General features: G+C 66.3%; 22 protein-coding genes. 14 read left to right on the top strand and 8 right to left on the bottom strand.

Features of this window, described 5'->3' with window-relative positions; all coding sequences use genetic code 11:
• Positions 1-30 precede the first annotated feature (30 nt).
• From GGR47_RS14540 to GGR47_RS14520, 5 genes are all read left to right on the top strand, one after another.
• A complete protein-coding gene (locus GGR47_RS14540; protein WP_024310303.1) occupies positions 31-459 on the top strand; it encodes an ExbD/TolR family protein in 429 nt (142 codons plus the stop codon).
• An 836-nt stretch (positions 460-1,295) separates the two neighbouring features.
• Positions 1,296-1,508 carry a cold-shock protein gene (locus tag GGR47_RS14535; RefSeq protein WP_017979404.1) on the top strand — a complete coding sequence of 71 codons (213 nt, stop codon included), beginning with the start codon at positions 1,296-1,298 and terminating at the stop codon, positions 1,506-1,508.
• 78 nt (positions 1,509-1,586) lie between these two features.
• The gene (locus tag GGR47_RS14530) at positions 1,587-1,790 is read left to right on the top strand and encodes a hypothetical protein (RefSeq protein ID WP_043060644.1); all 204 of its coding nucleotides are present in this window, start codon (positions 1,587-1,589) and stop codon (positions 1,788-1,790) included.
• Positions 1,787-2,413 carry a hypothetical protein gene (locus GGR47_RS14525; protein WP_244305084.1) on the top strand — a complete coding sequence of 209 codons (627 nt, stop codon included), beginning with the start codon at positions 1,787-1,789 and terminating at the stop codon, positions 2,411-2,413. The genes GGR47_RS14530 and GGR47_RS14525 overlap by 4 nt, the downstream gene beginning before the upstream one ends.
• A 40-nt stretch (positions 2,414-2,453) precedes the next feature.
• Entirely contained in the window at positions 2,454-2,801 is a 348-nt protein-coding gene (locus GGR47_RS14520; RefSeq protein WP_020486549.1) for a tetratricopeptide repeat protein, read from the top strand.
• 49 nt (positions 2,802-2,850) lie between these two features.
• Here the strand turns inward: GGR47_RS14520 and dcd are convergent, their stop codons facing one another.
• The gene (dcd, locus tag GGR47_RS14515; protein ID WP_017979400.1) at positions 2,851-3,405 is read right to left on the bottom strand and encodes a dCTP deaminase; all 555 of its coding nucleotides are present in this window, start codon (positions 3,403-3,405) and stop codon (positions 2,851-2,853) included.
• 91 nt (positions 3,406-3,496) lie between these two features.
• Here dcd and GGR47_RS14510 point away from each other — a divergent pair, with 91 nt between their 5' ends.
• The 4 genes from GGR47_RS14510 to GGR47_RS14495 are packed head-to-tail and all read left to right on the top strand — an operon-like array spanning position 3,497 to position 6,757.
• Positions 3,497-3,958 (top strand): NUDIX domain-containing protein, encoded by a 462-nt coding sequence (locus GGR47_RS14510; protein WP_147036369.1) that lies wholly within the window; start codon positions 3,497-3,499, stop codon positions 3,956-3,958.
• Between the two features lie 31 nt (positions 3,959-3,989).
• On the top strand, positions 3,990-4,358 hold the full coding sequence (locus GGR47_RS14505) for a nuclear transport factor 2 family protein (protein WP_183949575.1): 369 nt from the start codon (positions 3,990-3,992) through the stop codon (positions 4,356-4,358).
• A 52-nt stretch (positions 4,359-4,410) separates the two neighbouring features.
• Positions 4,411-6,078: an NAD(P)/FAD-dependent oxidoreductase gene (locus tag GGR47_RS14500; protein ID WP_147034845.1), complete on the top strand. Its 1,668-nt coding sequence runs from the start codon at positions 4,411-4,413 to the stop codon at positions 6,076-6,078.
• Positions 6,079-6,133: 55 nt separating this feature from the next.
• Positions 6,134-6,757, top strand: a complete 624-nt coding sequence (locus GGR47_RS14495; RefSeq protein ID WP_147034846.1) for a TetR/AcrR family transcriptional regulator — start codon at positions 6,134-6,136, stop codon at positions 6,755-6,757.
• Between the two features lie 12 nt (positions 6,758-6,769).
• On the opposite strand, the gene GGR47_RS14490 is transcribed toward GGR47_RS14495, so the two are convergent.
• Complete coding sequence (locus GGR47_RS14490) at positions 6,770-7,420, bottom strand: TetR/AcrR family transcriptional regulator (protein ID WP_244304928.1); 651 nt, start codon at positions 7,418-7,420, stop codon at positions 6,770-6,772.
• A 101-nt stretch (positions 7,421-7,521) separates the two neighbouring features.
• Between GGR47_RS14490 and GGR47_RS14485 the strand changes: the two genes are divergently transcribed.
• Genes GGR47_RS14485 through GGR47_RS14475 form a run of 3 tightly spaced genes read left to right on the top strand, consistent with a single transcriptional unit; the run spans position 7,522 to position 13,440 of the window.
• A complete protein-coding gene (locus tag GGR47_RS14485; protein ID WP_183949574.1) occupies positions 7,522-8,721 on the top strand; it encodes an efflux RND transporter periplasmic adaptor subunit in 1,200 nt (399 codons plus the stop codon).
• Between the two features lie 6 nt (positions 8,722-8,727).
• Positions 8,728-11,925 (top strand): efflux RND transporter permease subunit, encoded by a 3,198-nt coding sequence (locus tag GGR47_RS14480; RefSeq protein WP_147034847.1) that lies wholly within the window; start codon positions 8,728-8,730, stop codon positions 11,923-11,925.
• Between the two features lie 6 nt (positions 11,926-11,931).
• Positions 11,932-13,440, top strand: coding sequence for an efflux transporter outer membrane subunit (locus tag GGR47_RS14475; protein ID WP_183949579.1), 1,509 nt, complete (start codon positions 11,932-11,934; stop codon positions 13,438-13,440).
• Between the two features lie 109 nt (positions 13,441-13,549).
• Here the strand turns inward: GGR47_RS14475 and GGR47_RS14470 are convergent, their stop codons facing one another.
• The 3 genes from GGR47_RS14470 to GGR47_RS14460 form a co-directional block, all read right to left on the bottom strand.
• Positions 13,550-14,575, bottom strand: coding sequence for a glycosyltransferase family 4 protein (locus GGR47_RS14470; RefSeq protein ID WP_147034849.1), 1,026 nt, complete (start codon positions 14,573-14,575; stop codon positions 13,550-13,552).
• Positions 14,575-15,441, bottom strand: coding sequence for a UDP-2,3-diacylglucosamine diphosphatase (locus GGR47_RS14465; RefSeq protein ID WP_147034850.1), 867 nt, complete (start codon positions 15,439-15,441; stop codon positions 14,575-14,577). Before GGR47_RS14465 ends, GGR47_RS14470 begins: the two co-directional genes overlap by 1 nt.
• 96 nt (positions 15,442-15,537) lie before the next feature.
• Positions 15,538-17,178 carry an inorganic phosphate transporter gene (locus tag GGR47_RS14460; RefSeq protein ID WP_147034851.1) on the bottom strand — a complete coding sequence of 547 codons (1,641 nt, stop codon included), beginning with the start codon at positions 17,176-17,178 and terminating at the stop codon, positions 15,538-15,540.
• Positions 17,179-17,335: 157 nt separating this feature from the next.
• On the opposite strand from GGR47_RS14460, the gene GGR47_RS14455 reads away from it, so the two are divergent.
• On the top strand, positions 17,336-18,436 hold the full coding sequence (locus GGR47_RS14455; RefSeq protein ID WP_147034896.1) for a mechanosensitive ion channel family protein: 1,101 nt from the start codon (positions 17,336-17,338) through the stop codon (positions 18,434-18,436).
• Here GGR47_RS14455 and GGR47_RS14450 read toward each other — a convergent pair.
• From GGR47_RS14450 to otsB, 3 genes are read right to left on the bottom strand one after another with little or no spacing between them, the layout of a single operon-like run.
• Complete coding sequence (locus tag GGR47_RS14450; protein ID WP_147034895.1) at positions 18,378-19,784, bottom strand: alpha,alpha-trehalose-phosphate synthase (UDP-forming); 1,407 nt, start codon at positions 19,782-19,784, stop codon at positions 18,378-18,380. The two genes, GGR47_RS14455 and GGR47_RS14450, sit on opposite strands and share 59 nt — an antisense overlap.
• On the bottom strand, positions 19,781-21,562 hold the full coding sequence (locus GGR47_RS14445; protein WP_147034852.1) for a glycoside hydrolase family 15 protein: 1,782 nt from the start codon (positions 21,560-21,562) through the stop codon (positions 19,781-19,783). The genes GGR47_RS14450 and GGR47_RS14445 overlap by 4 nt, the downstream gene beginning before the upstream one ends.
• Complete coding sequence (gene otsB / locus GGR47_RS14440; protein ID WP_147034853.1) at positions 21,559-22,305, bottom strand: trehalose-phosphatase; 747 nt, start codon at positions 22,303-22,305, stop codon at positions 21,559-21,561. The genes GGR47_RS14445 and otsB overlap by 4 nt, the downstream gene beginning before the upstream one ends.
• A 264-nt stretch (positions 22,306-22,569) precedes the next feature.
• Between otsB and GGR47_RS14435 the strand changes: the two genes are divergently transcribed.
• Positions 22,570-22,902, top strand: a complete 333-nt coding sequence (locus GGR47_RS14435; protein WP_147034854.1) for a hypothetical protein — start codon at positions 22,570-22,572, stop codon at positions 22,900-22,902.
• Positions 22,903-22,913: the final 11 nt, after the last annotated feature.

Here is a 22,913-nt window from a genome sequence, read left to right as displayed (position 1 = left end):
TCTGCCCCGCCCGACCCAGGAGTATTTGACATGGCAATGAGTGGTGGCTCGGACGACGGCGAGCCGATGATGGACATGAACACGACGCCGTTGATCGACGTCATGCTCGTGCTCCTCATCATGTTCATCATTACCCTTCCGATCCCGACGCACGCGGTGAAGGTCGACCTTCCGGTCAACGATCCGCGTAACCAGAAGCCGCCGGTCGATCCGCAGAAGAACAAGATCATCATCGACGCGGCCGGCACGGTCTCGTGGAATGGTCAGCCGGTCGACGAGGTGACGCTGCGTCAGTATCTGGACACCGCTGCGGCGATTAATCCGGAGCCGGAACTGCACTTCCAGCCGGACCCGCAGGCGAAGTACGACAAGGTCGACCAGACGCTGGCGGTGATCAAGCGCTCGGCGGTCACGAAGCTCGGCTTCATCGGCAACGAACAGTATCGCAACGATTTCTGATCGACGCCGATCGGTACGATGACAGGGCGGTCCCATCCGGGGCCGCCTTTTTTTTGTGCGTCAGGGCGGAGGGGTTGCTTCGGTCGGGCCTTGTGGGACCGCTGAGCCAATGTAACGGATGGCTGGATATGCTGAGCGGGTGCTCGGCCGATCACGCGTGGCGGGGCACTATTCCAGCCTTCGTGGAGGCGGTTGCAAAGGGCCGCTACGTCATGCCGGACTTGGCCCGGCATTCACTGGCCCGCACAATCCAGACACTGTTGTTCTCATGGCGCGGTGGCCGCCTGAATACGTCTGGGGGACGGTCAGGAAGGACCGCGCGAAACCGCTATCGTCGTGGCCCCGCCAAAGTAGGCATTTCCAGACAAGGGCTAGGCGACAGCCGCGCGACACCCCAACCTGCGCTGCGGCAATGGTTTTCGAAGATCGTCAGGAGCCTCTTTTGTATGAGCGTAGACAGCTAACGGGCTTGAGACCCAGCAACGGGCGTCCGTACGCTCACCCTGACAGCTTGGCTCAGGCCCAGAGAAGCTGTCGCCTCGCCGAACATCCCCCGGCCTCGGTCAGAGCACCTTATTGAACGTTCGCTACCCAGCAGGCGCCCCGAACGCCGCAAGAGCCTTCAAAGCCCTAAGTGCCGGTCCTCAATGGAGAGACAAACGTGCCCTCGACCGCGCCCCCCTTGCAGAATGGGCACCCCACGCCCATATCCCTTTCGCTATAGTCGCATATCGACGGTTTATCGGCGCTCTGCGACCCTTTCTCCCTCTTTCCCTGCAGCCCGGCATCAGGCGCAGCGACACGCGTTCCGCCTGTCACGAAAGAAGGGATTTCCCATGAGCACGATCGGCACCGTCAAATTCTTCAACGCCGACAAGGGGTATGGCTTTATCGCGCCTGAGAGCGGCGGCACGGACGCGTTCGTCCACATCTCGGCGGTCGAGCGCGCCGGCTTTGCCACGCTGACCCAGAACCAGCGCGTCGGCTATGACCTGGAAGAGGATCGCCGCGGCAAGATGGCCGCGGTCAACTTGCACAGCGTCGACTGATCCTCGCCGCCTGACATCGATCCGACGCCGTCCGTTAGGGGCGGTGTCGGCTTCTCGTTTCTCGTCCGGGGTTGAACCATGTCGAACGATGCCGCCTTCTGCCGCCGTCAGGCGATGATCCAGCGTGGTGTCGCCGATGCAGCGACGCTGGATAATGTCCGTCTTCAGTCCGAGCGCGCCGCCGCAAGCTGGGATGCGATGGCCAGTCGCGCCGAGCGGACCGAGCGCCTGCGTGCCGACCGGCTGGCGCGCGAAACGATCCCCCCGACCATTCTGTCGTGACGGGCCGAGCGTCGGCTGTCGCCGCACGCGTAACGCCCCGTTATCCCGCCGTTCCGGAAACGTCGGTCGCGCTTGCCCATGCGACGCTGCAACAGGGCGCGCGTCATATCGCGGGACTTGCGCCCTGGGCCGATCCCATGGTGGAGGGGCCACAGGCGGTGGTCCGCGCCCGCTACGTGGGCAATTGCCTGCGCGAGCTCGACAGGTTTCTGGGTGTCTTGCTGGACGTCTCATGCCTCGCCCCACGGCCGCGGCTGCTGACGTTGAAGCCCGATACCGCAACACGGATCGCCGTTTACGAAGCGGATGGGTGGGACATACGCCCGACCCAGCGGCGACTGCGCGCCCTCGAACGGTCGCGCCTGTGCCTGTTTCATGATGCGGGGCGGGTAGGATGCGGGGATGTACCACAGGCGCGCTGGCTGACGTCGGGTTGGCGGGATGCCGGATCGCCGGACCTGCGCCGCTATGCGATCGGCGCGCGATTGCGCCCGAGCGCGCTGCATTTGCACGATATTGCCGGTTTCTACGCAGGCCTGGGGGACCGGATCGTCAGCGGTGCGCCCGACAGCCGATCAAATCGCTTGCGACTCTGTCTTCGAAGTGACACGTTAGTGTCATAAAAGTGAAACCTGCACGTCATGCAGGGAAGGAGATGGTGCTATGCGTGTGATGGTGGCAGCAATGCTCGCGGGTGCATGTCTGGCGACGCCGGCTCTGGCGGCGGACCGCACCGGCTATCAGGCGATCGCAGCTGGTGATTTCGCGACGGCCGCGAAGCAGATCGAGGCCGAGCGCCGGATTTTTCCGGATCGCCCCGAACTGATGCTCAACCTTGCGGCGGCCTATCTGCGCACGGGGCGGACGGCGGATGCCCGCGCGCTGTATCGCGGCGTCCTGGAGCGGCCGGCGGTGGCGATGGATATGCCGAACGGCGCCGTGCTCTCCTCGCATGACGTGGCGACGCGAGGCCTGTCACGGCTGACATCGACGACGCTCGCAACGCGCTGAGCCGCGGGGTAGCCCCGCGGCCGGGCGGCTCGGGGCGGGCCCGTGGGGATTACAGGCGGGGCAGAGTGACCCCGCGCTGGCCCATATATTTGCCGGCGCGGTCGGCGTAGCTGGTCTCGCAGGGCTCGTTGCCCTTCAGGAACAGGAACTGGCAGGCGCCTTCATTGGCGTAGATCTTGGCGGGCAGCGGGGTCGTGTTGGAGAATTCCAGCGTGACATGGCCTTCCCAGCCCGGCTCCAGCGGCGTGACGTTCACGATGATCCCGCACCGGGCGTAGGTCGATTTGCCGAGGCAGATCACGAGCACGTCGCGCGGCACGCGGAAATATTCGACCGTGCGGGCCAGCGCGAAGCTGTTGGGCGGGATGATGCACACATCGGTCTTGCGATCGACGAAGCTGTTCGACGCGAAGTCCTTGGGGTCCACCACCGCGCTGTCGACGTTGGTGAAGATCTTGAACTCATCCGCCACGCGCGCGTCATAGCCGTAGGACGACAGGCCATAGCTGATGCAGCCGTCGCGGCGCTGGCTTTCGACGAAGGGCTCGATCATCGCCTGCGTCTGCGCGGCCTCGCGAATCCAGCGGTCGGACAGGATGGACATGAACGGCTCCCCTTGAACCCGCGCGTCATTGCCGGTTCGGCGGGCAAGGGCAAGCTTTCGGACGCCCGCGCGAACCGATAGAACATACGGGATGCGTCCGCTGATCGATCTCGCCTATCGCTTGCGTCGCCGCGCAATGGCGCTGCTCGGGTGGCGGACGCGCGGTGTGAAGGTGATGGCGTTCGACGCGTCGGGCCGGGTGCTGCTGGCGCGGCATCGTTACGGCCGGTCCGATCTGTGGATGCTGCCGGGCGGCGGCATCGGGCGGGGTGAGGCGCCAATCGCGGCGGCGTTGCGCGAGCTGATGGAAGAAACCGGGTGTCGGCTGGATGCGGCCGAGGTCGTCGGACGATGGGAAGCACGCGCCGAGGGACGGCGCGATACGGTATGGCTCGTCCGTGGCACGACCGCCGACACGCCACAGATCGCTGGCGTCGAACTCGCCGAGGCGAGCTTCTTCCCAACCGATGCCTTGCCCGCGGCGGCGTCTCCCGCGACGCGGCGGCGGGTGGACGAGCTGCTGGGCCGTAGCGTATCCGATGGACGGTGGTAGCGATGCTGCCGCCGTTGCGCAGGAGGGTGGCATGGATGGCGTAGCAGAGGTCGAACGCTGCGAGGCACGGTTGCGATCGGCGATGGTGGCGGGGGACGTTGCGACCCTGTCGATGCTGATCGATCCGGCGCTGGTCTTCACCGGACCGGACGGCAGCGTGCTGAACCGGGAGCAGGATCTGGCTGCGCATGCCGAGGGCCTGCTGAAACTGAGCCGCCTCGACCTGTCCGACACCCGCTATACCGTCATCGGTGACATGGTGCTCGTGACGACGAAGGCGACGCTCATCGGTCGGTTCGCAGATGCCGTGATCGACGGACATTATGCCTACACCCGCCTCTGGCGAAATACCGGCGTCGGCTGGGCCGTCGTGGCGGGGCAGGCGGCGCGCATCGGCTAGGCGATCCCAGCGCGGACTGGCGAGCGCCCATCGCATCGGCTATCCGGGCCGCATGCTGCGCATCAACGAGCTGAAACTCCCCCTCAATCATCCCGAGGAGGCGCTGGCGGCGGCGATTCGGGATCGGCTGCGGATCGGGCCGCGCGATCTGGTGCGCTATACGGTCGCGCGACGGGCCAATGACGCGCGCGACAAGATGGACATCCAGCTCGTCTATTCCGTCGACGTGACGGTGAAGAATGAGGGCACGGTGCTGGCCCGCTGCCGCCGCGACCGCAACGTTGGGCCGACGCCGGACACCGGCTACCGCTTCGTTGCCAAGGCGCCGGCGGATTACAGCGGGCCACGGCCGGTGGTGATCGGGACGGGGCCGTGCGGTCTGTTCGCGGGCCTGATCCTCGCCCAGATGGGGTTTCGCCCGATCATCGTCGATCGCGGCAAGGTGGTGCGCGAGCGGACCAAGGATACCTGGGGTCTGTGGCGGCGTAGCGAGCTCAACCCCGAGTCAAACGTCCAGTTCGGTGAGGGCGGGGCGGGCACGTTCTCGGACGGCAAGCTTTACAGCCGGATCAAGGATCCTCGGCATCTCGACCGCAAGGTACTGACTGAGTTCGTGAAAGCGGGCGCGCCCGAGGAAATCCTGACCGAAGCGCACCCGCATATCGGCACGTTCCGGCTGGTCACGATGGTCGAGAGCATGCGGGCGTCGATCGAGGCGTTGGGCGGCGAATATCGCTTCGAACGCCGCGTCGATGGCATCGACGTCGCGGTCGACGCGGATGGCACGCGCCGGATGCGCGGGCTGCACCTGCACAACGGCGACTATCTGGAGGCGGAGCAGGTGGTGCTCGCCGTCGGGCACAGCGCGCGCGACACGTTCGCGATGCTGCACGAGGCGGGCGTCTATATCGAGGCCAAGCCCTTTTCGATCGGCGTGCGGATCGAGCACCCGCAATCCTGGATCGATCAGGCGCGCTTCGGCCCCAACGCCGGCCATCCCATTCTGGGCGCGGCCGAATATCATATTTCGCATCACTGTTCGAACGGGCGGACGGTCTACAGCTTCTGCATGTGTCCCGGCGGCACGGTGGTGGCGGCGACGTCCGAGGAAGGGCAGGTCGCCACCAACGGCATGAGCCAATATTCGCGCAACGAGCGCAACGCCAATTCGGGCTTCGTCGTCGCGATCGATCCGGCGCGCGATTATCCGGGCGATCCGCTCGCCGGCATTGCGCTGCAGCGCCAGATCGAGAAACTGGCGTTCGTTGCGGGCGGATCGAGCTACAAGGCGCCGGCGCAGCGGGTGGGGGATTTCCTGGCGGGGCGGCCGTCGACCGCGCTGGGATCGATCGCGCCGTCATATCGGCCGGGCGTGACGCCGACCGACCTTGCGACCTGCCTGCCCGATTTCGTGATCGCGGCGATGCGCGAGGCGCTGCCGGTCTTCGGACGGCAGATTGCGGGCTACGATCACCCCGATGTGGTGATGACGGGGGTGGAAACGCGCACCTCATCGCCGATCCGCATCACGCGGGGCGACGATTTGCAGAGCCTCAATACGATCGGTCTGTTTCCGGCGGGTGAGGGGGCGGGCTATGCCGGCGGCATTCTGTCGGCAGCGGTGGATGGTATCAAGATCGCCGAGGCGGTCGCGCGGCAGATCATGGGAACGAAGGGCGCGGCTCCGCGGCAACGCCAGCCCGGAAAACGCGCCGCGTAAGCGGTAGTGCCGATACGGTGTTGTTCGGCGCGCCAGACTTTCTATACTGAGCGATATGGAAAGCGTTCTTACCGCGTCACCCGGCCCGTGTGCAAAGGGGCGTCCGCGGGAATTTTGCACGGATACGGCCCTTGCCGCAGCGCTGCGCGTCTTCTGGAGTAAGGGGTATGAAGGCACGTCGCTCGCCGACTTGACCGAGGCGATGGGGATCACGCGCCCCAGCCTGTATGCCGCCTTCGGCAACAAGGAGGCGCTGTTTCACAAGGCGCTCGACCTCTACGAGCAGGAAAAGCTGGAATATATGCGCGCGGCGCTGGAGCAGCCGACCGCGCGTGGCGTCGCCGAGACGATCCTGCGCGGCGCCTTGGCGATGCAGACAAGCCCCGGTGAACCCAAGGGGTGCCTGGGCGTGATCGCCACCATGCCCTGCGGGTCGGAAGCCGACTCGGTCCGTGGCGAGATGATCGCGCGCCGTGCCTCGTCGCAGGCGGCGCTGGTCGAACGGTTCGAGCGGGCAAAGGCGGATGGAGATCTGCCCGCGGCGGTCGATATCAGCGGTCTTACCAGCTATCTTTACGCGCTGTTGCAGGGGATGGCGGTGCAGGCGGGCTCGGGCGCCAAGCGCGACGAGCTCGAGCGGATGGTCGACACCAGCCTGGCGATGTGGCCGAGCCGCTAGGAGCGCTTCGGCTCAAATCGTCTGATCTGGTGTCCCCTCGGCGCGCATTGCGTCGATTTCCCGGTCGACCGTGACGATGAACGCCCGCGCTAGCGGACCGCGATCGAAATCGCGGCGGATCAGCTCCTGATGCAGCATGCCGAGCGCCATCGTTGAAATCATGTCCGACAGGACCGCGCGCCGTTCCGCCATCCGGGGCGAGGGGGCGAGCATTTCCAACGCGTTGAGCATCAGGCCGCGGACGTCGTCGTTGATTCTGCGAAAGATCGCCGCAATCCGTTCGTTGCGTCCCGCCTCCGCAACGATTTCCGCGAACAGGCGCGAATTTTCGACGTCCTCCTCGTCGTCCTCTGCGGTGATGAACTGGTGCAACCAGTCGCGCACCAAGGCCGCGTCGTTGTTTTCGATGGCGGTGCGCAGCGAATCGCCCGCCATGAACGCGCAGCAGTCGGCGTCGACGATCGCGGCAACGATGTCCTCTTTGGCAGAAAAGTCGCGATACAGCTGCCCGACCGCAATGCCCGATTCTTTTGCGATCTGCGCGATGCCGGTGCTGTGAAAACCCTTGTCGATGAAGAGCTTGCGAGCAGCCTCGATCACACGTTCACGACGCGCGTCCGCTTTATTCCTGGGTGCGGTGCAACAAAAATTCGCGTCGTTCATTCCATCCTCGTCCCGGCACGGGTTGACGCCCGTTCGAATCCGGTTGTACCAGAGCGTGAGTGATCGATCACTCACAAAAAATCAAAATCGGACATTTCGGCATGGCGGATAAGCGACACGGCGCGGCGACGCTAGCGTTGGCACTGGTTCTGGGCGGAACGCTCACGGCCTGCGGCGGCAAGGGGCAACAGCAGCAGCAGGCGCCGCAGGGGCCGCCCACGGTCGGCTATGTCGTCGTGCGCGAACAGCCGGTGACGCTGACCACCGAATTGCCGGGGCGCACCACCGCCTTCGAAACATCCGAGGTGCGGCCGCAGGTCAACGGCCTGATCCGCGCGCGCCTGTTCACCGAAGGCGACATGGTCCGCGCAGGCCAGCCGCTGTATCGCATCGATTCCGCGCCCTATCAGGCACAGGTCGCCAGTGCCCGTGCGGCGCTGGCCCGCGCGCGTGCTGCGATCGCGTCGAGCGAGGCGCTGGCGCGCCGCTATGGCGAATTGGTCAAGATCAACGCCATCGCCCGCCAGGAATATGAAAACGCCCAGACGAGCGCGCAGCAGGCGCGCGCCGACGTTGCGGCGCAGCAGGCAGCGCTGCGTACCGCGCAGATCGATCTGGCGCGTACCACGATCCGCGCGCCGATCGGCGGCAGGATCGGCCGGTCGGTGTTCACGACCGGCGCGCTCGTCTCCGCGTCGCAGACCGAGGCGCTGGCGACGATCCAGCGGCTCGATCCCGTGTACGTCGATATCCAGCAGTCGAGTGCCGACCTGCTGAAGCTGCGCCAGCAGATCATGGACGGTCAGCTGCTGCGCGACGGCAATGCGCCCGTGAAGCTGACGCTGGAGGACGGCACGGCCTATGGCCCGCAGGGGACATTGCGCTTTGCCGACGTCACCGTCGATCCGACGACCGGATCGCAGGTGATCCGCGCGCTGTTCCCCAATCCCAACGGGTTGCTGCTGCCGGGCATGTTCGTGCGTGCGTCGCTGGTGCAGGGCATCAAGCAGAATGGCATGCTGGTGCCGCAGCGCGCAGTGACGCGCGACGAAAAGGGTCAGGCGACTGCGATGGTGATCGGCGTCGATGGCAAGGTGCAGCCGCGCAGCTTGCAGACGACGCGAACGATTGGCGACAACTGGCTCGTCACGGGCGGGCTGAAGCCCGGCGACAAGGTGATCGTCGAAGGCGGCATGATGCTGCGGCCGGGCATGCCGGTGAAGGGCGAGCCGTGGAATCCGAACGCCAAGCCTGCCGGCGGTCCGCAAGGGCAGCCGCAGGCGCAGGGCCAGGCGAAGTAACGAACCATGGCACGCTATTTCATCGATCGACCCATCTTCGCATGGGTCATCGCCATCGTCATGATGCTGGCCGGCGCGATCGCGATCCGCAGCCTGCCGGTGGCGCAGTTTCCGGAAATCGCGCCGCCCGCGGTCGCGATCACCGCGAGCTATCCGGGTGCCGATGCCGAAACGCTGGAACGCACGACGACGCAGATCATCGAGCAGCAGCTGAAGGGCATCGACAACCTGCGCTATTTCTCGTCCTCGTCCTCCTCGGCGGGGACGGTGACGATCACGCTGACCTTCGAACAGGGCACCAACCCCGACATCGCCCAGGTGCAGGTGCAGAACAAGCTGCAGGCGGCGACGCCGCTGTTGCCGCAGGAGGTGCAGCGCCAGGGTATTCAGGTGACGAAGTCTTCCGCCAGCTTCCTGCTGGACGTCGGTCTCGTCTCCACCGACGGGTCGCACAGCAACACCGACCTGTCCGACATGGTCGTGTCGAAGTTCCAGGATCCGATCAGCCGCGTGTCCGGCGTCGGCGAATTGCAGGTGTTCGGCGCGCAATATGCGATGCGCATCTGGCTCGATCCGATCAAGCTCAACAGCTATGCGCTGACCGTCGCCGACGTGACGTCCGCGGTCCAGGCGCAGAACGCGCAGGTGTCCGCCGGTCAGATCGGCGCGCAGCCTGCTCCCAAGTCGCAGATGCTGAACGCAACCGTCAGCGTGCAGTCGCGCCTCCAGACGCCCGAACAGTTCGGCGCGATCCGGTTGAAGACCACCACCGCGGGCGCCGTCGTACGGCTGCGCGACGTGGCGCGGGTGGAGCTGGGCGCGGAGAATTACGGCTTCGACGTCCAGTACAACGGCAAGCCCGCGTCCGGTTTCGGCGTGCGCCTTGCCGCGGGTGCCAATGCGCTCGACACGGTGGAGCTGGTCAAGGCGCGCGCGCAGGAGATCGGCAAGACGCTGCCCGCCGACGTCAAGGTCATCTACCCCTATGACACCACGCCGTTCGTGCGGCTGTCGGTGGAGCAGGTGATCCACACGCTGATCGAGGCGGTCGTCCTTGTTTTCCTGGTGATGTTCCTGTTCCTCCAGAACTGGCGGGCGACGCTGATCCCGACGATTGCGGTGCCGGTGGTGCTGCTCGGCACCTTCGCGGTGATGGCGGTGGCGGGCTTCACGATCAACACGCTGACCTTGTTCGGCATGGTGCTCGCCATCGGCCTGCTGGTCGACGACGCGATCGTCGTGGTCGAGAACGTCGAGCGTTTGATCGTCACCGAACATCTCAGCCCCAAGGATGCGGCGCGCAAGTCGATGGACGAGATCAGCGGCGCGCTGATCGGCATCGGCCTCGTCCTGTCGGCGGTGTTCCTGCCGATGGCGTTCTTCGGCGGATCGACCGGCGTGATCTATCGCCAGTTTTCGATCACGATCGTGTCGGCGATGGTGCTGTCGGTCATGGTCGCGCTGATCCTGACGCCGGCGCTGTGCGCGACGATCCTGAAGCCGCACGACCCGGACAAGGCGGAAGGCAACGGGCCGTTCGCGCGCTTCTTCCGCTGGTTCAACGACCGGTTCGAACGCGGTCAGCAGAAGTACGAAGGCGGCGTGAAGCGCACTGCGCGCAGCTGGAAGCGATCGCTGTTGGTCTATGCGCTGATCGTCGGCGGCATGGTGCTGGTGTTCACGCGCCTGCCCTCGGGCTTCCTGCCCGACGAGGATCAGGGCACGGTGCTGGCGCTGGTGCAGGGCCCGGCCGGCGCGACGAGCGCGCGCACCGACAAGGGGCTTACCCTCGTCCGCGATCACTTCATGAACGCCGAAGGTGCCAACGTCGCTGGCGTGTTCACGATCAACGGGTTCAGCTTCGCAGGGCAGGGGCAGAATGCCGGTCTGGTCTTCGTGAACCTGAAGCCGTGGGACGAGCGCAGCGGGGCCGACAACAAGGCGCAGGCGATCGTCGGACGGGCGATGGGCGCGTTCAGCCAGTATAAGGACGGGCTGATCTTCGCGCTGGTGCCGCCGGCCGTGCAGGAACTGGGTAATGCGACCGGCTTCGATGCGCAGCTGGTCGACACCGGCGGCATCGGTCACGAAAAGCTGGTGCAGGCCCGCAACATGATGCTGGGCATGGCGATGCAGGACAAGCGCCTGGCGCAGGTCCGCCCGCTGAGCCTGGATGACGCCCCGCAGCTGAAGGTGAAGATCGACGAGGACAAGGCGCGCGCGCTGGGTCTCGACCTTGCCGACGTCAATTCGACGATCGCGACGGCGTGGGGCGGGGGTTATATCAACGACTTCATCGATCGTGGCCGCGTGAAGCGCGTCTACGTCCAGGCCGATGCGCCCTATCGCCTCAGCCCGGAGGATGTCGGCGATCTGTACGTGCGGAACGGCACGGGTCAGATGGTGCCGTTCACCGCCTTTGCGACGCTGGAATGGGCGAATGCCCCGGTGCAGCTGACCCGCTACAATGGCCAGCCCGCGATGCAGTTGCAGGGTTCGCCGGGCCCGGGCCTCAGCACGGGTGCGGCGATGCAGGCGATGGAGGAAATTCACGCCAAGCTGCCACCGGGCACCGCGCTCGAATGGACGGGGCTGTCGTTCGAAGAACGGCTGTCCGGCGGTCAGGCGCCCGCGCTGTACGGCCTGTCGCTGCTGATCGTGTTCCTGTGCCTCGCTGCGCTGTACGAAAGCTGGTCGGTGCCGATTTCGGTGATGCTGGTGGTGCCGCTCGGCGTGCCGGGTGCGGTGTTGGCGGCGTGGCTGACCGGCCTCAACAACGACATCTATTTGCAGGTCGGTCTGATCACGACGATCGGCGTCTCGGCGAAGAACGCGATCCTGATCGTCGAATTTGCCGAAGAGCGGATCAACGAAGGCATGCGGCCATTCGACGCGGCGGTGGAGGCGGCCAAGCTGCGTCTGCGCCCGATCCTGATGACCAGCCTCGCCTTCATCTTCGGTGTGTTGCCACTGGCGATCTCGACCGGCGCAGGAGCGGGCGGGCAGAATGCGATCGGTCGTGCGGTGGTCGGCGGCATGCTGTCGGCGACGCTGCTCGCGATCTTCTTCGTGCCGATGTTCTTCGTCGTGGTGCTGCGCCTGTTCGGGCACGGCCACGACGGCAAGCGGCCCGTCGAGGACAGGCCGCATGACAGCAATGACGCGGACGGCGAGGGCGATGCGCCCCGTCCGCAGGGAGCCTGAGTGGTGATGACACGCAAAATCGTCCTCGCGCTGCTGGGCGCCAGCGCGCTCGCGGGGTGCAATTTCGCACCGAAATACGTGCGGCCCGAAGGCGCGGTGCCCGCGGCCCTGCCGCAGGGCGGCGTGTATCCGGCCGCCGCGACCGATGCGCCCGACGTCAGCAAGATCGGCTGGCAGACGTTCTTCACCGACGACCGGCTGCGCAAGACGATCGCGCTGGGGCTGGAGAACAACCGCGATCTGCGGGTCGCCGCGGCCAACGTGCTGCAAGCGCGGGCGCAATATCGCATCCAGCGGGCCGATCTGGTGCCGTCGACCACGGTGTCGGGGTCGGGGACCTATACCAACAACATCTTCGGCGGCGCCTCCGCCGGGGCGGGTGCAGGTGCCGGTGCGGGTAGCGGCGCAGGTGCCGGAGCCGGAGCGGGAACCGGTGGCGGCGTGGGTGCCGGGGCTGGTGGCGCGGCGGTGGGGTCCAATTCGTCGAATTTGGAATTCTATTCGGTCAATGCTGGCTTCTCGGCCTTCGAGCTCGACCTGTTCGGCCGCGTCCGCAACCTCAACCGCGCCGCGCTGGAACAGTATTTCGCGTCGGAAGAGGCGCAGCGCGCCGCGCGGATCAGCCTGATCGCCGAGATCGCGACGGCCTGGGCGACCCTGGGGTTGGATCAGGATCAGCTGCGCATCTCGCAAGAGACGCTGAAGGCGTTCGAGCAATCGCTGGAGCTGACGCGGGCGCAGTTCCGCATCGGTGTCGCATCCGAACTGGAAGCGCGGCAGGCGGAAACCAGCTATCAGAGCGCGCGCAACGATATCGCCGTGCTGAAGACGCGGGTGGCGCAGGACAAGAATGCGCTCGACCTATTGGTCGGTACGCCGGTGACGGCGGACCTGCTGCCGCAGGGGCTGGGCAATGGCGATGCCGCGTTGCAGGTGCTGCCCGCAGGCCTGTCGTCCGAGGTCCTGCTGCGTCGGCCAGACGTGTTGCAGGCCGAGCACCAGCTGATCGCGCAGAATGCCAATATCGGTGCGGCGCGAGCGGCTCTGTTCCCGCGCATCTCGCTGACCGCGACGCTGGGGACGATCAGCACGGCGCTGAGCGGACTCTTCGCGGGCGGCAGCTTCACCTATACCGGCGCGCCGTCGGTATCGCTGCCGCTGTTCGATGGCGGACGGCTGCGGGGCAATGTCGATTATGCGCGGGCGTCGCAGCAGGCGGCGGTGTCGACCTATGAGAAGACGGTCCAGACCGCCTTTCGCGAGGTCGCCGATGCGCTGGCACAGCGCGGTACGATAGACGAACAGATTGCGGCGCAGACCGCCCGTGTCGGGGCGGCGAACGTCGCGCTGCGCATTTCCGACGCGCGTTATCGGGCGGGGGTGGAATCCTTCCTCAACACGCTGGATTCGCAGCGCTCCGCGTATGCGGCACAGCAGCAGTTGGTCACGACCCGACTGACACGCATCAGCAACCTTGTCGAACTATACCGCTCGCTGGGTGGTGGACTCGAGTAAACCATTTAACCCGTTCACCGTGCCGCAAGAGCGGACAGCAATCGAAGGCGCGGCACGGTGAACCCCGCCAGGCGGGGATAGCGCGCCTGTGGTTCGCGCTGGCGGACGGCTAGGCCGCGCGGCTCTCCAGCGCGCGCAGGGGCGCGAGGCTGTCGAGGAACTGGGCCGCGCTGCTCGCCCAGGTGAAGCGGGCGGCATAGGCAGTGCAGGTTGCGCGGTCGCGGGTCAGCGCGCGCGGGATAGCGACGTCGAGGTCGGCGTCGATCGCAGCGACGCTGTCGTCCAGCACGTCGACCGGCCCCGGCGCGGGCAGTGCCGCGACGGGGGTGCCACAGGCGAGCGCCTCGATCATCACCAGTCCGAACGTGTCGGTGCGGCTGGGGAAGACCAGCACATTGGCGCTGCGATAGGCCGCGGCGAGGTCCGCGCCAAAGCGCGGTCCGAGGAAATGCGCCTGCGGGTAGCGTGCCGCCAGTATCGCCAGCGCCGGGCCATCGCCCACGACCACCTTGCTGCCGGGCGTCGTCGACTGGAGGAACCCCTCGATATTCTTTTCAACCGCGACGCGGCCGACGTAGAGCTGGATCGGGCCTGGCAATGCCGTGATGACGGGATCGCACGGCCCATCGGCGGTGAAGGTCGCGAGGTCGACGCCGCGGCCCCAACGGCGCAAATGCGGCAGGCCATGCGCGCGCAGCACCGCATCGACCGAGGGGGTCGAGGTGAGGATGGCGTCAGCGGGCGCGTGGAACCAGCGGATGTAGCGCCAGATCCATTCGGCATTCACGCCGGTGCGTGCCGCGACATAATCGGGAAATTGCGTATGATAGGCGGTGGTGAAGCGCACGCCTTCGCCGACGCACCAGCGCCGCGCAGCAAGGCCCAGGGGACCTTCGGTGGCGATATGCACCGCATCCGCGTCGAAGTCGCGGATCAGCCGCCCGATCGTACCGCTGCGCGCCAGCGCCAGCCGGATTTCGGGATAGCTGGGGCAGGGCAGGCTGGCGAAGCGATCGGGCGAGATCACCAGCAATCGATGGCCCTGCGCCTCCAACTCGTCGCGGACGGCGGTGAGCGTGCGGACCACGCCGTTGACCTGGGGCGCCCAGGCGTCGGTGACGAGGGCGATGCGCATCAGGCGGCGCGGATCACGCTATCGGTGCTGGCCGGGGCATTGCGTGCCGCAATCTCATCCGCCCAATGGAGCAGCTCCATGCGGCCGTCGAAATGTTCGACCAGGGCGGTGCAACCCTCCACCCAATCGCCGTCGTTATAATAAGCGACGCCTTGGATATCGCGAATTTCGGCGGTGTGAATGTGCCCGCACACCACGCCATCGACGCCGCGCGATCCCGCGGCATGGGCGACGACCTCTTCGAAATGCGAGATGAAGGCGACGGCGTTCTTCACCTTCGCCTTGGCATGCTTCGACAGCGACCAATAGGGCATGCCGAGGCGGCGGCGTGCGACGTTCAGCCACTGGTTCACCACCATCAGCGCGGTGTAGGCGCTGTCGCCGATGAACGCGACCCAGCGGTGCGCAAGCGTGATCGCGTCGAATTCGTCGCCGTGCAGCACCAGCAGGCGGCGGCCGTCGGCGGTGGTGTGGATCGCCTTGCGGCGGATCTTGACGCCGCCGAAGTCCATGCCGGCCAACTGGCGGAACACCTCGTCATGATTGCCGGGGATGTAGGTGACGCGGGTGCCGCGCTTGGCGCGCTTCATCAGGCGCCAGACGACGTCGTTGTGGCTCGCCGGCCAGTAGAAGCGCTTCTTGAGACGCCAGCCGTCGATGATGTCGCCGACGAGATAGAGCTGGTCGCTGTCGACATGGTCGAGGAAGTCGATCAGCATGTCGGCATTGCAGCCGCGGGTGCCGAGATGGACGTCCGAAATCCAGATCGTGCGGTAGCGGCGGCGCGTGACGCCCGCAGCCTCCGGCACGGTCGGCCGCTGCGGCACGAAGGCGAGGATATCGGCGGTGGTCGTGTCGGTGGTCATGCGTGGCCCCCACGGGAACCCGCTGTTCCCTTATGGGCGATCCATAGCCTGCCGATGTGACGCCGCGGTCACGGCGAGGTTACGGAAGTGTTGCGCTTAAGCGGCCATCGTCGTGCGCAGCACGGTGAGCAGGATCCAGTAGAGCACGCCCGACAACAGCATCGCGGCGGGCAACGTCATGAACCAGGCGAGCGCCATGTTGCGCACGGTGCGCCATTGCAGGCCCGCGCCGTTCGCGACCGACGCGCCGGCGACGCCCGACGACAGGATGTGCGTCGTGGACACCGGCATGGCGAAGCGATCCGCGAGCAGGATCGTCGCCGCGGTCACCACTTCGGCCGACATGCCCATGCCATAAGTGAGGTGGGTCTTGCCGATCCGTTCGCCGACGGTGACGACGATCCGTCGCCAGCCGACCATCGTGCCGAGGCCCAAAGCGATCGCGACGGTGATCTTCACCCAGAGCGGAATGTAGCGCGTGCCCTGTTCCAACCGGCTACCATAGGCCTTGATCCCGTCGATCTCGGCGGCGGTGAAGTGGGTGCGGGCGCCTTCGTCGGCGACGATCAGCTTGCCGGCATCAAGGACGAGGTACATGTCGCCCCGCAGGTTGGGCGTGGCAGCGGCGGGCACCTTGCCGAGCGATCCGTAGCTTTCGAGCTTGTCGCCGACATCGCGCGACAGCGAGGCGAGTGCGCCGTACATGGCGGGCGTATCGACCCGGCGTTCGGCGAGCCCGCGCGTCACGGTGGCGCGGGCGATATCGACCGTCGGTTCCGGCCCCGGCTGGCGCGCGTAGATTTCCGCGGCGGAGCGCGCCTGTGCGACGAAGGCGGGCGTCGCGCTTTCGGGGACGGTGCGGTTCAGCGCATAGGCGGTGGGCGCGCAGCCGATCAGGATCAGCATGATCAGGCCCATGCCCTTCTGCCCGTCGTTGCTGCCGTGCGCGAAGCTGACCGCGGTGCAGGTGGCGATCAGCGTCGCCCGAATGCCCCTGGGCGGCGGCGCCTGCGTGTCGGGTTCGCGATAGAGCTTGGGGTCGCGAAGGAAGCGCTTCATCACCAGCAAAAGCACGAGGGCGGCGGTGAAGCCGATCAACGGGCTGAAGAACAGCGCGGAAAAGACCTTCTCCGCCTGATGCCAGTCGACGCCCGACGTGCCGTTCAAGCCTCGGGCGAGCAGTTGATTGGCGAGGCCGACGCCGAGGATCGAGCCGATCAGCGCATGGCTGGACGAATTGGGCAGGCCGACATACCAGGTCGCGAGGTTCCACAGCACTGCCGCCAGCAGCAGCGCGAAGATCATCGCGAACCCGCCCGCCGAACCGGTGTTGATCACCAGATCCACGGGCAGCAGCGTGATGATCGAATAGGCGACCGCGCCGGACGAGGCGAGCACGCCGAGGAAATTGAACACGCCCGACCAGACGACGGCCAGCGGCGCGGGCATGGCGTGGGTGTAGATGACGGTGGCGACGGCGTTGGCGGTGTCGTGGAAGCCGTTCACGAATTCGAACCCGAGCGCGATCAGCAGCGCGAGGCCGAGGAACAGGAAGACGCCCGTCGCCAGCGTTTCGCCGACCTCTGCCGTGTCCGTCAGGATGCTCGCGCCGGCATAGCCCAGCGCGCCGATCAGGACGGCCAGGAAGATCCAGCGGCCGGCGGGATGCAGATGCCCGTCGAGCCGCGGGCCGCGTGCAGCCGTTTGGGGGGAAGCGGCGGTGAGCGTCGTAGCCATATGTCCGCGGTGGACCCTGTATGTGACGAGTTCGTGACAGCAGCTGATTCGAACCGTGCCGACAACGCACCGATCGACCGTTGTGTTCGGGGCGGTGGAGCAGGGGGCGGGGCAGGGGGGCGGGGAGCCTTTGCCGGCGTGGTGCGTGTTAGCGGCGATGCATATCCCCTATCTCGATATCGACCTGCCGGACTGGGCGGGGAAGCTGGGCGGCGTACTGGCGTTCGTCCTGCTACTGTCGCTGGTCCATCGCATCCTGTTCGCGGCGCTGCGCCGGCTGGCGGGACGCACCGCGACGAAGACCGACGATATCCTGATCGCCCGGCTCGATCGGCCGAGTTTCTGGCTGGTGATCGTCATCGCCCTCGCCGCGTCGGGGCCGGGGCTGGACCTGCCACGCTATTGGGAGACGATCTGGCAGCGAGTGCTGGGGCTGCTGACGCCAGGCATCTTCGGTTGGATGCTGCTCGCCGGGCTGACGGCCTATCGGGACATCAGCGAGGTGCGGTTCGACATCACCGCCGCCGACAATCTGAGGGCCCGGCGGCGGCGGACGCGGATCGGCATCCTGCACCGGATCGGGGTGTTCGTGCTGATCCTGATCACGGCGATGATGATGTTGATGAGCATTCCGTCGGTGCGGACGATCGGGGTGACGCTGGCCGCCTCTGCCGGCGTCGCCGGTCTTGCCATCGGCGCTGCGGCGCAGCCAGCGCTGAAGAACCTGATCGCCGGCATCCAAATGGCCTTTACCGAGCCGATCCGGATCGACGACGTCGTCATCATCGACAGTGAATGGGGGCGGATCGAGGATATCCGGCTGACCTATGTCGTGGTTCGGATCTGGGACGACCGGCGGCTGGTGGTGCCAGTGTCGAAGTTCCTCGAAAACAGCTTCCAGAACTGGACCCGGGAGACGAGTGCCCTGCTGGGATCGGTGTTCTGGTATCTTGATCCCGCCGCCGATGTCGCCCGGATCAGGGTGAAGCTGGAGGAGGTCGTCCGGGCCAGCCCCCGCTGGGATCAGCGGTTCTTCAACTGCCAAGTCACTGATTCAAAACAGGATGGCCTGATGGAGGTGCGCGGGCTGATGACCGCCAAGGATGCCTCCACCGCGTTCGATCTGCGGTGCGAGGTGCGCGAGGCGATCTATGCGTTCATCCGCGACGAGATGCCTGAAGCCCTGCCGCGGACGCGGATCATGCCGGCTCCGCCTCCGTCTCCATCTCCAACGGGGCTTCCATCAGCGCCTCGGTGAAGGTCTTGCGCCACCAGCCGATATCCTCGCGGGTGATGACGTCCATCATCCGCTGCCAGCGCTCGATGCGTTCTTCACGCGGCATGCGCAGCGCGAGCATGATCGCGTCGGACATTTCCTCGGCTGAATAGGGATTGATGAGGACGGCGTCGGTCAGCTGGCAGGCGGCACCGGCGAAACGCGACAGGATGAGGACGCCGGGGTCCTCCGGGTTCTGCGCCGCGACATATTCCTTGGCGACGAGGTTCATGCCGTCGCGCAACGGCGTCACCAGCCCGATCTTGGCGGCGCGATAGATGCCGGCGAGCACGTCGCGGGGATAGCCCTGGTTGACGTAGCGGATCGGCACCCAGTCGATGTCGGCGTACGCGCCGTTGATCCGGCCCGCCAATCCTTCGAGATTGCTGCGGATTTTCTGATAGCTGCCCACCGTCGCGCGGCTGGGCGGCGCGATCTGGAGCAGCGTGACTTCCTTGCGCTCCTCGGGATGCTCGACGAGGAAGCGTTCGTAGCCCAGGAAGCGTTCTTCCAGCCCCTTCGAATAATCGAGCCGGTCGACGCCGACGATCATGTCGCGCCCCACTGCGGCGTCGCGCATCTGGCGATAGGCGAGGCGACCCCGCGTGCTGACGGCAAGGCCGGCAAATTCCTTGGCATCGATGCCGATCGGGCAGGCCATGACGCGCACGCGGCGATCGTCCAGCACCAGCTCGTCGCCCTCGACGGTCGCGCCCAGTTCGGCGGTGCAATAATCGCGGAACGACGACAGCCATTCGTCGGTGTGGAAGCCGATGACGTCATAGGCGAACAGGCTGCGTACCAGCCCTTCTGCTTCGGGCAGGATGGCGAGCAGGCGGCGCGGCGGCCAGGGGATATGGAGGAAGAAGCCGAGGCGATTCTTCGCGCCCCGCTTGCGCAGCTCCTGCCCCAGCGGGAACAGGTGGTAATCCTGAATCCAAACCGCGTCGTCTTCCTCGATCAGCGGCTGGACGGTGTCGGCGAAGCGTTCGTTGACCCGCTGATAGCCGCCGGCAAATTCGCGTTCATATTCCGCCAGATCGACGCGATAGTGAAAGAGCGGCCACAGGGTGCGGTTGGCGTAGCCATTGTAATATTCCTCGATATCCTGCTCTTCGAGGTCGACGGTCGCGGTGGTGACGCCTTCGTTGCGCTGGAAAGTGATCTGGCCGGTATATTCGTCGGTGCGCTCGCCCGACCAGCCGAACCACATGCCCTTATACTGGCGCAGCGCGGAGGCGAGGGCGACGGCGAGGCCGCCCTGTGCGCCCCCGGATTTGGACCCCGTGGGGGCGGACACACGATTGGAAATGATGATCAGACGGCTCAGCGGATCGAACTCCAGGGTTTGGACAGCAGGACGGCGCAGTTGATCATGCCGACCAGCGAATAGGTCTGGGGGTAGTTGCCCCACAGCTCCAGAGACGTAGGGTCGATGTCTTCGGACAGCAACCCTGACGCGGTGCGCCGTGCCAGCATCTCTTCGAAGAGAGCCCGCGCATCGTCGTGGCGGCCGGTGGCGTGCAGCGCCTCGATCAGCCAGAAGGTGCAGACGTTGAAGGCGGTTTCGGGCAGGCCAAAATCATCCTCCGTATCGTAGCGCAGCATGAAGCTGCCGCGACGCAGGCCTTGCTCCACCGCCTCGAGCGTGCCGAGGAAGCGCGGGTCGGTGGGTTCGAAGAAGCGCAGGTCGAGCAGCTGGATCAGGCTGGCGTCGAGATCGTCGCCCGAGAAGGTTGCGGACATGCGGTTGGTGTCGGGCCGCCACGCCTTGTCCTCGATCACGCCGCGGATGTGGTCGGCGCGATCCTGCCAGAAGGTGCAGCGATCCTCCATGCCCAGCGCATGGGCGGCATTGGCGAGCCGGTCGCACGCCGCCCAGCACATCGCGACCGAATAGGTGTGGACGCTCTGCCGCGTGCGCAGCTCCCACAGGCCGGCGTCGGGCTTGTCGTAATGGGTCCAGGCGCGTTCGCCGACCTGTTCGAGGCGGTGGAAATCCTCGACCGTATTGAGGCGGAGCAGGCGCTGGTCGAAGAAGGCGTGGACGCTGCACAGCACGATCTGACCGTAGGCATCATATTGATGCTGCTCGTAGGCGGCGTTACCGACGCGCACCGGGCCCATGCCGCGATAGCCGGCCAGATCGGGCGCGAAGCGTTCGGTGAGCGTCGCTTCGCCAAGGACGCCGTACAAAGGCTGTATATGGCCGCCGCGCGCATCGTCGACGATGTTGCGCAGATAGCCGAGATAGCCCTCCAGCACGTCGAGCGCGCCGAGGCGGTTCAGCGCCTGGACGGTGTAATAAGCGTCGCGGATCCAGCAATAGCGATAGTCCCAGTTCCGCTCTGACCCCGCATGTTCGGGGATCGAGGTGGTGAGCGCGGCGACGATCGCGCCGGTTTCCTCATGCTGGCACAATTTGAGGGTGATCGCCGAGCGGATGACCACGTCCTGCCATTCCAACGGGATGGCGAGGCCGCGCGTCCATTCCTGCCATTCGGCGATCGTCTGCGTCAGCATCGCCTCCATCGATTCCGCCAGATCGCCGCTGAAGCTTTCATCGGGGCCGAGGAAGAAATGCAGCGGGCGTTCGAGGCGGAAGATGCGCTCTTCCTGGATCATGCCGATCGGCGCGGTGGTGGTGAGGCGCATCTGCATCGTATCGAGGTTGATGCGCAGATGGTTCGACCCGCCGATCTGTTCGCGGCACGCACCGCCCCAGCCGCAGGTGGTGCGCAGCCGCATCGTCATGCGGGGGCTGCCCGATACCGGACGGACGATGCGCGCGAAGGCGACGGGGCGGTAGGTGCGGCCGAGGCGATCGAACCGCGGGCAGAAGTCGATCACCTCCAGCGCGTTGCCGGCGCTGTCGGTATGCGTGCTGACCAGGATCGGCGTGTTGCGAATATACTGCTGTTCGACCGACACCGAATCGGCGATCTCGACGCTCCAATAGCCGCTGTCCGGTTCGGCGCCGCCGACGAGGGCGGAGAAGAGCGGGTCGCCGTCGACGCGCGGCACGCACGCCCAGACGTAGCGGCCGGCGCGATCGATCAGCGCGCTCACCTGACAATTGCCGATCGGCCAGAGGTCTACGCTGGTCATGCGTTGAGGCTTTCGGTTGCGGCTTCGAGCCAGGAGAGGGTGTCGGCGACGCTGTCGAGGCGCCAGGCGGCGGCGGTGGTGCGGGGCGCGCCGATCAGGATGCCGGCGCCGCCGAGCGTCGCGGCGGCGGCCATGGCGGGTTCGTCGGTATCGTCGTCGCCGAGGAAGACGGGCTTATGGCCGGCAAGCGCAGGGGCCTGCATCATCTGACGCAGCGCGCTACCCTTGTCGGCGCCAGCGACGCGCACCTCGACCATCATCTTACCCGTCTGCAGGTGGAGGCCGGCATCGGCGGCGAGGCGGGTGGCGAGCTGCGTCGCGGCGGCTTCGGCCGTGGGAACGGCGCGGTAATGGAGCGCGGCGCCGAGGGGCTTTTCCTCGACCAGGACGCCCCGTGTTGCAGTTGCGAAGTCGTGCATGTCGGCGACAATACGGTCGAGCGCGGCGGGTCGTTCCGCCTGGTGGACGCGGCCGTCGGGCCAGGCGACCTCCAGCCCGTGGCTGCCGGAGATGGCGAAGGCGGGGGCGCCGAACAGCGCGCGGATGCCATCGACCGGCCGGCCGGAAATGATCGCGACGCGGCCGTCGAGCGCGTGCGATAGCCGCTCGATCAGCGTGGCGAGGCGCGCGTCGACGCGGACGGCGTCGGGCCGCTCCTGCAATTCGACGAGCGTGCCGTCGAAATCGAGGAACAGCGCGGCGTCGCGCAACAGGTCGGCGGGGGGTGGGGGCAGGTGCGTCACGGCGTCGCTGTCCGGGATCGGGGCGAGCGGGTCAAGCGGGTCCGGCGCCCGAGTCGGCGTTCGAGTCGGGGGCTGCGGAAGTGGACGAAGTGGACGATACGTATTGCTCGGAAACGCCCCCTGCGCCGGGCCGCCGTGGGATGGGCGGGCGAGCGAAGGGCGCGGAGCATGGCGGGATCATAGCGGATCGGGGGCGTGTAGGACAGGGGTGGCTTGATACAGCGATGCTTATAAGGTCGGCTGGTCGACGCAGAGGGGCTGGGTATGAACGGGTTTCAGATAACGGTCGTCGTCTTTGCGCTGATCGTGATCGCGGTCAGCGTCTGGTCTATCATTGCCGTCAAACGCTCGCCCGATTTCCGCTGGAAGCCGTTGTGGGTGGCCGGATGCCTGATCGGATTCGTCGGTCTCGGAATTGACTGGACTCACCCTAACGACCTGCTCTTCCTGTTTGGGTTTACGGCTCCGGTCGTTATCGTGTTCAAGGTTCTGACGACGGGACAAGTCATCGTAAAGACGGGGTTTCCCATTGTATCGGCGGTGGCTCTCGCCAAAGCGCATTGGAGGATACCGTCGATCGATGGTCCAGGAAGATGACGGGTATTCGC

Source organism: Sphingomonas aquatilis (assembly GCF_014196115.1).
In the GTDB taxonomy this organism is placed as follows: Bacteria; Pseudomonadota; Alphaproteobacteria; order Sphingomonadales; family Sphingomonadaceae; genus Sphingomonas; species Sphingomonas aquatilis.
This window is presented reverse-complemented; position numbering and strand designations above follow the sequence as displayed.